The 12683-nt window shown below is 44.7% G+C and carries 10 protein-coding genes; 6 read left to right on the forward strand and 4 right to left on the reverse strand.

All coding sequences use genetic code 11. From position 1 onward, the window contains the following. The 3 genes from C942_RS23515 to C942_RS23525 all read left to right on the forward strand — a co-directional run. A partial coding sequence (locus C942_RS23515; RefSeq protein ID WP_036801647.1) for an ATP-binding cassette domain-containing protein occupies window positions 1–494 on the forward strand: 494 nt, incomplete at its 5' end. Between the two features lie 45 nt (window positions 495–539). Then, complete coding sequence (locus tag C942_RS23520; protein ID WP_007471240.1) at window positions 540–914, forward strand: H-NS family nucleoid-associated regulatory protein; 375 nt, start codon at window positions 540–542, stop codon at window positions 912–914. 671 nt (window positions 915–1585) lie between these two features. Beyond that, the gene (locus C942_RS23525; protein ID WP_007471242.1) at window positions 1586–3685 is read left to right on the forward strand and encodes an FG-GAP repeat protein; all 2100 of its coding nucleotides are present in this window, start codon (window positions 1586–1588) and stop codon (window positions 3683–3685) included. A gap of 53 nt (window positions 3686–3738) precedes the next feature. Here C942_RS23525 and C942_RS23530 read toward each other — a convergent pair whose 3' ends face one another. Both C942_RS23530 and C942_RS23535 read right to left on the reverse strand, forming a co-directional pair. Continuing rightward, window positions 3739–4665: an ornithine cyclodeaminase family protein gene (locus C942_RS23530; RefSeq protein WP_007471244.1), complete on the reverse strand. Its 927-nt coding sequence runs from the start codon at window positions 4663–4665 to the stop codon at window positions 3739–3741. A 1-nt stretch (window position 4666) separates the two neighbouring features. Then, window positions 4667–5827, reverse strand: a complete 1161-nt coding sequence (locus C942_RS23535; RefSeq protein WP_007471246.1) for an alanine racemase — start codon at window positions 5825–5827, stop codon at window positions 4667–4669. A 144-nt stretch (window positions 5828–5971) separates the two neighbouring features. Here C942_RS23535 and C942_RS23540 point away from each other — a divergent pair, with 144 nt between their 5' ends. The 3 genes from C942_RS23540 (at window position 5972) to C942_RS23550 (ending at window position 9926) form a co-directional block, all read left to right on the forward strand. Next, complete coding sequence (locus tag C942_RS23540) at window positions 5972–6883, forward strand: LysR substrate-binding domain-containing protein (RefSeq protein WP_007471248.1); 912 nt, start codon at window positions 5972–5974, stop codon at window positions 6881–6883. Between the two features lie 95 nt (window positions 6884–6978). Beyond that, window positions 6979–7422 (forward strand): hypothetical protein, encoded by a 444-nt coding sequence (locus C942_RS23545; RefSeq protein ID WP_036801650.1) that lies wholly within the window; start codon window positions 6979–6981, stop codon window positions 7420–7422. A 518-nt stretch (window positions 7423–7940) separates the two neighbouring features. Further along, entirely contained in the window at window positions 7941–9926 is a 1986-nt protein-coding gene (locus C942_RS23550; RefSeq protein ID WP_007471251.1) for a hypothetical protein, read from the forward strand. A 152-nt stretch (window positions 9927–10078) separates the two neighbouring features. Here the strand turns inward: C942_RS23550 and C942_RS23555 are convergent, their stop codons facing one another. Next, a complete protein-coding gene (locus C942_RS23555; RefSeq protein WP_007471253.1) occupies window positions 10079–10996 on the reverse strand; it encodes a dihydrodipicolinate synthase family protein in 918 nt (305 codons plus the stop codon). Beyond that, complete coding sequence (ilvD, locus tag C942_RS23560; RefSeq protein WP_036801652.1) at window positions 10993–12681, reverse strand: dihydroxy-acid dehydratase; 1689 nt, start codon at window positions 12679–12681, stop codon at window positions 10993–10995. Before ilvD ends, C942_RS23555 begins: the two co-directional genes overlap by 4 nt. Window positions 12682–12683: the final 2 nt, after the last annotated feature.

Consider the following 12683-nt stretch of genomic DNA (forward strand, 5'->3'; position numbering starts at 1 on the left):
TGCAGGAAAGTATCCTGTTTTCCGGCAGCGTGGCGGACAACATCCGCCTTTGCAAACCACAAGCCTCGGATGATGAAGTCCGTCATGCCGCCGAACTGGCTGGCGCACTGGAATTTATTGAAGGGTTTGCCCACGGCTTCAACCATCCGGTCGGGGAAAAAGGTGCCGCCCTGTCCGGCGGACAGCGCCAGCGCATTGCCCTGGCCCGTGCACTGCTGGTGAACCCGAGGATCTTGCTGCTTGATGAAGCCACCTCGGCGCTCGATTACAGTTCAGAGGCGGCGATTATGGTCAACATGGATGAGATCTGCCGCGGGCGAACCGTGATCAGTATCGCCCATCGCCTCAATACAATTCGTCACGCCGATAAAATCATTGTCCTTGATAAAGGTCAGGTCAGCGAAAGTGGCAGCCATGAAGAGCTGCTGGAACAAGGCAGACTGTACGCCAAGCTCTGGCACCAGCAAGTAGGTACTGAATCAACTCATAAATAACCAAACAAGACATTCAAAAGTCGATATATCTAAGGAGCAATAGTGATGTTTAATATATTACTTGACATGAGTAAGTTAAGAACAGCCTCAAGAGACATAAGTTTAGAGAAGCTACAACTTGGGGTAAATAAACTAAAGATAATTGTTGAAGAAAAACAACTTGAAGCAGATAGAAAATCAAAATACTCTGAAAAATTAAAAAACATTTATCAGTCATTAATAGATGAGGGTATGACTGATGAAGATATTGATAACATTTTAAATGCCAACATAAGAAAAAAACGAAAGAAACGCCCACCCAAATATAAGTACACTGACTTTAACGGTAATATAAAAACTTGGACAGGACAAGGAAGAACCCCTTCTCCAATTCAGTTACAGCTGATTAAAGGCGTTCCGTTATCTGATTTTGAAATTTAATAGCGACATAGAAATAAAGCCTTTATGTATAGGTGTATTCATCCGTAGGGACATTAACCCAATCGCCCTTTCGAACATCTAACCAATACATCAAAAGCTAACAAACAAAAATAATTTAAAAACAACTGTGGGTCTTAAGCTAAAACTTAAGACCTCCCCTTAAAGAACAAAATTCAGCAAAGCTTTCGAAATGCCTACCTCATTTTAAGGGAACTTCATCAGTAGTATCACAGTCTCTTCCCCGGTATGATCGAGTGAACAGCCACAATTCATGATACTCCGATGATCATCAATAAAATCATAAAGTTCTGTTTAGAAAAGGATAATCAGAATAGTCCTTGCATTGCACTTGCACAATTACGTGAGATATATCACTGTTCAGACCAGGCGGCGACAACAATAACCCCCAATAGCGCCGACATATAAAAACCTTTATAAACAGTTATTTACAACTGATTAATCACTCTAAATTGTTTCATCTCCGTTACAAGTCATTTCTCTCATAAAATTCAGCCCAATCAGCGAAGAATCAAGCACTTGTGCCCCCTGATTTCATTCTGTACTATCCGCACCCCATGGACAATGCATCTTCCCTTTAGGTATTTATCTTGAATACCTAGGGCTCACCATGTTCATAAATCATCTATAAAAGACACAACATTAGGATTGTAATGAAGTATAAGACTCGATTGTTCTTTCTTTTATCAGCATTATTACTACTCGGCTGTAATGCAGAAAAAAACACAGATAACACTGTTATAGTCGAAGCTAGCGACGACCATACAGATGACAAAAAAAACATAGACGAAAACAACGACAAGCCTGTAGAAAAACAAGTTAGCGGTGAAAACACAAAAACCATCGAAGTTATTAATCAAACTAACAAGCCAGCAATAAGTCCTGAAAAATATGATATTACAGAAGATAATGCATTAACTATTAAAGATACTTCAACAGGAGGGATTGAAAAAGCACAGATAGCGGAGAATGAAAACATTATAAAACCTGAAGCCTTCAATTTACACACTATTGAAGCAAGTGCCCATAGTGTTAAAAGCTTTACATTTGAATGGAGCACAAGTAAAAATGCCACTTCTTATCAAGTGTGCTTAGAAAATACTAGTTACCTTAACAATTGCCAACCGTTGGGCAACACTGTCGATGTTACTGAAACGAATATTCACTTAGACACCCTGCTAAATAGTCAACTCACCTTTTTTGTTATGGCTGAAAATGATGATGCGCAGGTCACTAGTAACCGCCTCACGTTAAGTCGATCCTCGCTTATCGCCGCCACCGGGTACTTGAAAGCCTCGAATACGGATGCGGAGGATCACTTCGGATATGCGGTTTCATTAAGTGCCGATGGCAATACTTTGGCAGTCAGTGCCCCTCATGAGGATTCCAATTCACAAGGGATCAACGGTTACCAAGACAATGGCAATGCCTATTCAGCATTGACGCTCGAAAATACTGGTGCCGTTTATGTATTTACCCGCTCAAATGGAGTCTGGACCCAAGACGCCTACATTAAACCTTCATATTTTGGAGACGCCCAGCTCTTTGGTTACGCCTTAAGCTTAAGTGCCGACGGTCAAACCTTGGCAGTATCGGCATTTAACGAGGATTCAGATGCAAAGGGCATCAATGGCGAACAAGAGAACTTCAACGCCAGAGAATCCGGTGCTGTCTATGTCTTCACTAAAGGAACTACCGAATCGCGTCACCGATATACAAAATCACCAAGCCTATGGCGTCAACAAGCCTATATCAAAGCATCTAACACAGATCGAGGGGACCATTTTGGTACATCGCTATCATTAAGCGGTGACGGAAAAACATTGGCTGTCGGCGCAAGAAATGAAGATTCCAGTGATGGCGGGATCAATGGTGACCAAGATAATAACAGGGCGCTAGGTTCAGGCGCGGTGTATGTCTTTACATACAACGGAATGAACTGGGCCCAACAGGCATACATCAAAGCTAACAAGCCTCATGGTAATGATGCGTTTGGCATTTCCACCTCATTAAGCTTCGATGGCAATACATTAGCAGTAGGCGCCAACGGTGACGATTCATCGGCTGATGGAATCAATAATACCTCTAGGTTTTATACAGACCAACGCTCTGGGGCTGTCTATGTATTCATTCGCACAGACGATCAATGGAATCAGCAGGCCTATATTAAGAGCTCATTTTCAAACTATGGTGACGAATTTGGTACATCCGTTTCGTTAAATGGCGATGGCAATACCCTTGCCGTTGGTGCCCCATCTCAAGATTCAGCAACCAAAGGTATCAATCCTGTAGAGTGGCCTTTTGATGCCGATGATTCAGGTGCGGTATATGTTTTCACCAGAACTCTTGGAGAATGGTCACAACAGGCCTTTATTAAAGCTTCTAATACAAACTCATTTGATGAATTTGGCTCTAGCATATCTTTAAGTCAGGATGGTAATACCCTTGCGGTGGGGGCATTTAAAGAAGATTCCATCGCTAAGGGGATTGATGGCTACCAACACAATAATAGTGCCGCCTATTCTGGCGCAGTCTATCTTTTCACCCGAGTAGAGGGGGCATGGATACAACAGAGTTATATCAAAGCGCCCAATAGTACACGAGAAGATCGCTTTGGCTATTCACTGTCACTCAGCGCAAACGGACATGATTTAGCAGTCGGCGCACGAGGTGAAGACTCAGCATCGACAGGATTCAACGGGGATCAAACGAATAATCGCGCAGCAAATTCAGGCGCTGTCTATCTATTCTAACTTATATCAGCAAACAGAAGCACAAGGCAGCATTGACCGCCTTGTGCTTAATTTCACGGTGAAACAACACCCTTTTGGGCATTTAGTAACTTCTTAGCGACAAAAAGATCTTGGATCGCAATACCAGAACTATCGAATACCGTAATATCTTCAGGTGACACCCTACCGGGTGAGCGCCCCGTTATCACAGCACCTATCTCTCTTATTTCCGTGTTACTGGTATGCTGGTACTCGCCAATTACAACCGACTGAGAATGATAATCGCAAAAGAGTTTGGCTCGCGGGTAAATTTCAACAGGTAATTCCTGTTTACCATTTTTATCCGCCCCCATGGCTGATATATGCGTACCAGGTTTAACCCAATGCGATTGAAATAATGGCGCTTTAGCCGCTGTCGCCGTCACGATTATATCAGCTTGTTCACACCCGTACTGAGCAGACCCAGCAACAACCGGGATCCCCTGAACTATCAACCTAGTAATAAATTGGTCTCGCCTGGCTTCATCTCGGCCGACGATGATCACCCTGGAAAGCTTGCGGACAGTAGCGATAGCTAAAACTTCATATTCAGCTTGATGGCCAGTACCGAATACAGTTAAAACACTCGCATCAGGACGGGCCAGGTAATCGACAGCAACTGCATCAGCAGCGGCTGTACGATAGGCATTAACTTTACTTGCTGCGACCGTAGCGACAAGCTCCCCAGTCTCAGGGCTCAGCAAAAAGATGGTTGTCCCGTGACATGGGATACCGCGATCGTGATTGCCTGGCCAATAAGTTCCTGTTTTCCAGCCAACCAACGTAGCTGTTGACGCTGATTTTATTGAAAACATAGAGTCACTTTGCGGCCCTGATGCATTGACGACAGGAAAGATTGTTGCCTCATCGCTACTTGCGGCAATGAATGCCTCTTTTACCGCCTGATAAGCCAGTTGGTGAGAAATTAGCGCGCAGGTTTGCGCTTCGTTCAGACAAATCATATTACCATCCCTGAATTCTGGTCCAAATATCATAAGATTGCGCTTGGGTATCAAACACGTGATAGTGTTGATGCATTGATGCTGTTGCACAGGCGTGATTGGGTAAGATATGTAATCGACAGCCAATCGGAAACGCATCGAAGTTAATACTGCAACCATTCATAGCAGTAATAATGCCATGCTCTTGATTCACAGAGGTCACTTGCAAATGCTCAACCAACTCTCCATTTGATAGGGTTACCAGACCAAACCCACAATCTTTAGGCTGGTGAGCTGTTCCGCGATCGGCTGAGAGTGCCATCCATCCGGCATCAATTAACAGCCAGCCCCTTTCTGTATTGTGACCGATCACAGTTGTGACAATGCTGGCGGCAATATCATCGATCTTGCAAGAACCCGTCCCCGCCATGACCAAATCAAAAAAACAGTACGCTCCGGCCCTTACTTCCGTAATGCCATTGAGGTTGTGATAACTATGTGCTGTTGGTGTAGAACCGATACTCACCATATTGCAAGAAATACCAGCAGAACGTATTCGCTGAGCCGCATCCAGTGTTGTTCTCACTTCGTTATCGGCGGCACGACGAAGCGACACGGGATCATAACAATGGTAAGACTCACCCGCATGTGCCAAAACCCCCTCAAGTTCCACAGTCCCTTGGTGCAATAATTGAGCAATTTCAATCAGGTCCGGACTATCCGGGGTAAGCCCGCCCCTATGACCATCACAATCAATTTCTATCAGTGCGGAAATGGTACACTGATTGAGTAGGCAAAAGCGGGTAAGAAACCTTGCTTGCTCTTTGCTGTCTAACAAGACTCGAACCGCAATCCCCCTTCCAATAAGATCACGCAGCCGTGGAAGTTTGTTCTCGCAGATCCCTACCGCATAAATGATGTTGCTATAACCTTCACTGGCGAGCAGCTCCGCTTCTTTTACAGTAGAAACTGTGATTGGGGCCGTTTTATCTGGTAATAAATACGGCAATGCATGAAGGGACTTTACCGTTTTAAAGTGTGGTCTTAACTCTGTCCCGAAAGACTCAACGCTATGACGTAACCGCGTTAAGTTATTAATAAACTTCTGTTTATCAACAAACAAGAAAGGCGTATCCAACTGATTGTAACAACTAAAAAAAGCGGGATATGGCTGTGTACTCATAATTTATTCTGACCCTGATACATCAACACGATAAGTTTTTATGGTTGCCCGTTTATGGCAAACCATTGGTTGATGATCAGTATCCAAAAATGTTGTTTTACTTTACATTAATAATAATTAAGACACAGATTAAGTTAGAACCTAATGCTTACCACTGAAGATCTCCGGTTCATAATGACAATAGCCAATCACCGGACATTAGCCGGTGCCGCGAGAGCATTAAATATTACTCCTCCCTCTGTCACTCTGCGGCTGCAGCATATTGAACGAAAACTATCGATTAAGCTTATCCAGCGTCCGTCTCGCATCGTGTGTTTAACCGAGGAGGGACAGTTGCTTCTTGATAAGGGAATCCCCATCCTTCAAGGACTTGATGAATTGCAGGAGCAACTGGATGAAAGAAAAGAGCTAGTGTGCGGAAAGCTAAGAGTACTTGCTCCTTTAGGGTTTGGTAATGACTATATCGCCCCCTTGCTTGGGAAGTACAAACGGCAGCATCCTCAGTTAGATATTGAACTTGAATTGTCAGATACTCCCAATTGGTCCAATCATCATAAATGGGACATCATCATCTATATCGGTGCATTAAATGACTCAACATTAAAAATGATCACTTTGGCTGATAATCAACGATTTATATGCGCCTCACCTGACTATATCCATGAGAGAGGTGTCCCTAAGTCACCACGAGACCTCGTAAATCACAGTTGTATAGCCCTGCGAGAAAATAATGAAGATGTCACATTATGGCCATTTACGCCGGAAGGAAGCACTAAAGAGGAGGTGATTCGGATCCCCCCAACACTAGCGAGTAATGAAGGTCGGGTGATCAAAGATTGGGCTCTGGCCGGACTAGGAATAATTATGCGCTCTGAATGGGATGTTCAACCCCAACTTGATAGTGGTGAACTGGTCAGATTATTACCAAACTTCTCCTTACCAAATGCCAACATCGTTGCGCTATTAAGCAGCCCTGAAAAAGAACGAACCGCAAGGATTTCTGGTTTTATCTCGTTATTGAAAAAGCGCTTATCACCAGTTCCCTGGAAAAAATAAAAAAGAAGAGCGTCCCACCAGCGGTGGCAGTATGCACAGATTAAATCTCTGGGCTACATTTTATAGAACTTGAATAGTATGCAGGAGAAATTAGCATGAAGCATAGTCCATGGGTCTGCTTGACTCTTTTAATCATGTCATCCTTTGTATTTGCAGCGCCTTCCTCACCGATTGCAAAAAATATTGTTCAGAATGCTGAAAAAGAATGCGATCAATTCGAAAATGGTCAATTCGAAACAACAAAGCAGGCCATCACACGGCATGATTTGACCGGGGACGGTCACCCAGAGGAGATTATCGACGCAGGCCAGTTTGCCTGTTCGACATCTGTTTCCATGTGGGGTGGCTCTGGAGGAACAATGTTGTGGGTGATCGTTAATGGAAAAGCCTACGAGTTTTTAGCGAACCGATGGAAAATTGTTGATTTTGATAATCAGCAAATACTATTACTGGCGGTTCACCCCTCTGAATGCAGCGATTCAATTGGACCATGTTACCGTGCATTGGTTTGGAGTGATGGTTTCAGAACCACACAATAATATATCGCTTAATATCCGATTAAAAGACAACTCATGTGTTCACTTAAATAGACATCAAGCCATTAGCTTGATGCTTATTTATTCCAAACTCCACTGAATCAAGATAAAACAACATTTAATTTCGCCCCCCTCTGAACGACTTAGGTAAACCGTAAATAAAATATTATAATTCAGAGATCTAAGCTGAAAAACCAATATCACTAACAATAAAAATAATTTGAAATGTTAATTTATAAAACGTAAAAACAGCCTTGCCTAATAATGATAACTGTACCACTCAACCATTGCTGAGACTGGACGTCAGGGATGGTTGTCAGCAGTCAAACAGGCCACAAAAGATCATTGAATATACCTACCCATAAATATGGTCATCTTAAGCCACTTAGATAAATATTTGCCTAATAGTAATTCATAGAATTGTATAGCTACTCACAAATATTGAGAAATGAAAGAGTAATATATTAATAGTGAAAGTTACTCAACATTGTCTTTTTATAAAATAAAACATAGTGAACAAAATGAAGAAGAAATATACTGCCTTAGTGCTTTCAGCACTTATTGCTAGCCCCTTTGCATTTTCAATGAATATAGCAACAGCAATGGATACGGACATTCATGCTTCAAACTATGAAAACCAACCATTCCATTGGCAAATGAAGCACTGGTTAATCAATGATTTTAAATCTAGTGATTATGGTGATGTAATCCGGGTGACATCACCTTTTTATTCCAATGATAAAATAAAATTCCCATTTTCAAGCGGCAGCAATTATCAAACCGTCCCTGACTTCTATGAAGAAGACGGCTGGGAAATGTTAGACTATAATCTCGGTTTCGATAAACAAACTGGCCAGGCAAAGGAAACCAAAGATTATAGTTACCCCTATGTGTTACTGTATAATCGTGCCCGCGCTGTCGCTAGAATAATAGCGTATATTAACCACCCCCCCTACACTTACAACAGTGTTGAACTGACTCTAACCACACAGTCTACAGTACCATTTACCCGTAACAGACCCTATAACTTATTCGGTACTTTCAAACCCGCAGGACTTGATTCCCCACAGCAATTTGCCAGTAGTGGTTCAACCATTTCACCGCTCTATGCGCATGATGCCGGGCAATTTGTTTATGGCGATATTCCAATTACCTTTGATCCTTGTGCAACTTTAAACCCGCTCAATCTAGTCCTGAACATCAACATGGTTCAAAGTGGTGAAATCCAATTAGGGGGCAGATCTTTTGCTAGTGCAACCCCAGTTATTGCCAGTGGCCAGTATGCCGAGCCGGATTTTCTGGCCTCTTACCTCAAAGACGGCCAGCAACTGGATGTCGATGCACTGGGGGTGCTGACATACCGCAACTATGGACAGCTAGCCCAAACAATGCAAACCCATCGCTTTGCTAAAGCCGTTTACAAAACAGAGGGCAACGAACAACTTAATAACGTAATCAATGGACTGAAAGCTGGGTTTACCATCGTCGGTAAAGGGGCAGAAATGGTTGGCGTCCCCCTCGCATCAACGATTCTAGGAAAAGCATCAGAAGGACTGGGGTATATTGATGTCGCTCCCAAGAAAGTGCTGGATGGATTTGAACTACCAGACGAATCAAGCTATATCAGCGTTGGTGAGCTGGCATTAAAAGGCAACGCAAAAGTTATCTCCTCAGTCCGTCCACTCTACACCGACTTTCCAAATAGCTTGGATACACCCAAAGGATCTTTTTCCTTGAAGTCAGTCCCTGAGGCAGAATACATCCCAAGAGCTAACGTTATGGCAAAAGAGTTTTCCTATCTCACCGATAACGGCTATACCTTAAAAGGAGCTATGTTTTGGGGAAACAGGGGCCCAAAACTCAACTTTACAAAGAAACAATTGGTCGCTTTTGTTCCCAAAGGAGCGCGTAGCAAAGGAATTGAGATCCTGGTTGGTCTAGAAGCCAGAACAGAGCGTACCTCCATTGCCGACGGCATGGCCAAATACTCTAATCAACCAAAAAAAATCTGTGATTATTTCTATTGCTCGGAACAAAAAGGCGAACAGCGGGAGATCATCAGCAGCAAAATGGTACCAATAGATCAATGGGAAGACACCTTTGGCCGCAATACCGTCAACTTCTCACTACCGAGCTTAATTGGTAGCAGTAACGTCGACTACCGCAACATCAAGCTGTATCTCAAAGTCATGCGTGTACCCACGCATTTGCTGGAAAAATACGATGGCGACATAACGCAACTTGACCGTGAAACGCTTTCAAGCAGCATAACCTTACAAACCTACCCAATAAAACTCACCAAATACGCACTTTCCAACACCTCCAGCAAGGTAAAAGGTCACAATGGCGGGTTTGAGATGGTGGCAGACGGCGAAGTCGGTGCAAACCTGAGACATACCCCCATCTCGGATGAATCCACATATAGCTACTATCAAGGAGACAAAACCTACCAGGTCGAAGTGACAGCAGAAGCACAAGTCTCCGATGTCTGCTCAGTACGCCAGTAAATAAGTTTAAAGGGTAAAGGGACCATCTCCCACTTTCACCCAGCCATACTAAGCAGATTGTTCTCAACACAGCTCCATCATATGAAAAAGCCTCTCATTACCTGAGGGGCTTTTGAGCACACATAACGGATAGCAACATGCTAGAAGCTAAGTTAACCACCCTCCAAATATTGGCCAAACTGCGCTAAAAACACCGACACGTCTTCCACACTGGATTCACTATCATAATCAGGCTGTCGGCAATAATCGGAACGAATTATTCCACGCGCAGCTAGAATTTGTTTTTCCACTTTGATGATATATTCACAATGACTCATCCAACGTTGGATAAACGTCAGTAACTGTTTATGCAATTGCCTGGCTTGAGCTTTCTCTCCCTGTTCAAACAGTCGGTAAATAGCAACATATACCTCAGTAAAAGAACAACCGGGCATCACGCCATGGCCGCCAGCCTCAAGCATGTCCAACATGTAAAGTCCGGCATAACCATTGAGCACGACGGCATCAGGTTTAGCGGCAAGTAACGCCTGGGTATACTCAACAGGTGGATTACACTCAACTTTAAAGACTGCATGAGGGTAACGGTAGCTGATCTTCGCCATGGCCTCAGGCGGAATATTCAGTCCTGTCTCACCCGGCGCATATTGCACCAGCACCGGTACAGAGACGGCTTCCAGCACCGCACATATATGCTCAGTAACTTGTGCCGTCGTTGGTTTGAGGAAGAACGGAGCGAGCAACATAAGGCTATCAGCCCCCAATTGTTCGTAATAACGAGCACGCGAAACGGCTACCTCTGTTGCATGATCGGTTACCGAAATACAACTGTAGACCGTACTGTCAGTTAGCATTTCTACAAACAAACCTGCCAACATAGTCTTCTCGTCATCAGTCAGCTTGTAGAACTCGCTGGCTATGCCAAACAGGGTGATGCCCTGACAGCCCGTTGCTGTAAGATGCTCAACCATCGAAATGAACGATCGAACATCCACAGCTCCTTGTGGCGTAAACGGCATCGCCACTATCGGATTAACCCCAGCCAGAGCCTGAGGTGTCAGTCTTTTAATCATGTCAGTACCGCTCCTTGTGCAGCACAACTGGCACGCTCCCGATATAATTGCAAAAAGCCAGCTGGTGCACTTTTTTCTAACGGTTGCCACTGTTCCCTGCGCACTTCCAACTGCGCATCCTCCACATTAAGTGCAAGCACCCGACGGGGAATATCAATCTCTATCATATCACCGTCTTCTATCAGGGCTATGACACCACCATCTGCCGCTTCCGGTGATATATGACCGACAAACAACCCTCGATTGGAACCGGAAAAGCGCCCATCAGTGATCAAGGCACAATCATTGGACAAAGCCATCCCTTCCAAGAATTTCATCGGTTTGTACATCTCTGGCATACCCGGACCGCCTTTAGGACCTTCATACCGCAACACTAAGACACTACCTTTTGCAACATTACCACTCTGGATTTGATCAATTGCATGTTGCTCAGAGTCAAATACCACAGCTGGACCGCTGAAACGTGTCATGTGATCCGGCACCGCCGCAGGTTTGATCACCGCTCCCAGCGGTGAAATATTGCCATTAAGGATAGCTACCCCGGCTTCGGGTTTAATAGGCTGAGAAAGAGAATGAATAATCTCCGGGCGCAGTGTTTGAGCCACCTTAGCCAGCACTGCCTCCTTTGTACCGGCTACAGTCAATGCCTGCTCATTAAGAACAGGTTGCAGTTCACGCTCTAATGCCGCAATCCCCCCAGCCTGATGAAAATCAATCATGTCATATTCTGAGGCCGGATAGATGGCAGCCAGCAGCGGGATCTTACGGCTCAGTACATCAAACTCATGGAGCGACAATTGCCCTAACCCGGCTTCATGATGAATGGCCTGCAAATGCAAAATGGCATTAGTCGAGCCTCCCGTTGCCAGCAAGGCACACATTGCATTGTATATGGCCTCTTTAGTCAGGATTTTTCGTGCGGTGACACCGTCACGGACCAGTCCTACAATCCGCTGTCCGGCACGGTACCCCACTTCAAACCGCTCGGGATCAATAGCAGGAATCGTTGCTGTCTGTGGCAAACTCATCCCCAGGGTTTCAGCCAAACAAGACATGGTATTGGCTGTGCCGTACATGGTACATGAACCAGGCCCCGGCTCAGCCAGATCTTCAATCCTACGAAACTCATCGTCACTGATTTCGCCTCGTTGCTTCCAACCGATCGCTTCAGTGACGATATTTCCGTCCCAGTGCTTACCATTGTACTCAGCCGGATACATTGGTCCGCCATTAACGAGAATCGCCGGCAGATCGAGCCTGGCGGCAGCCATCAACATACCAGGAACAATCTTGTCGCATGAGCCAAGCAGTACCAGGCCATCAAACTGGTGAGCCCGGGTCATAATTTCAATCGAAGCGGTAATGATTTCCCTTGCAGCCAGAATATATCGCATTCCGATATGGCCCTCTGCGATCCCATCACACGGAGCAATGGTACCAAAAGTCATAGCGACCCCACCGGCCTCTTCAATCCCAGTTATCACCCGCTCGCTAACATCATTCAAGTTGACGTGACCGGCTGTGGCATTCGTGTAGCTGTTAACAACCGCTATAACTGGTTTTCGCAAATCCGCGTCACTGTGCCCCATCGATTTATACAAGGCACGCTTTAGCGCACCATCATCCCCTTTCAGGACTCTACTGAAATGGCTGCATCCGCCTCCACATTTGTCACAATTTAACATCG

Source organism: Photobacterium marinum (assembly GCF_000331515.1).
GTDB lineage: Bacteria > Pseudomonadota > Gammaproteobacteria > Enterobacterales > Vibrionaceae > Photobacterium > Photobacterium marinum.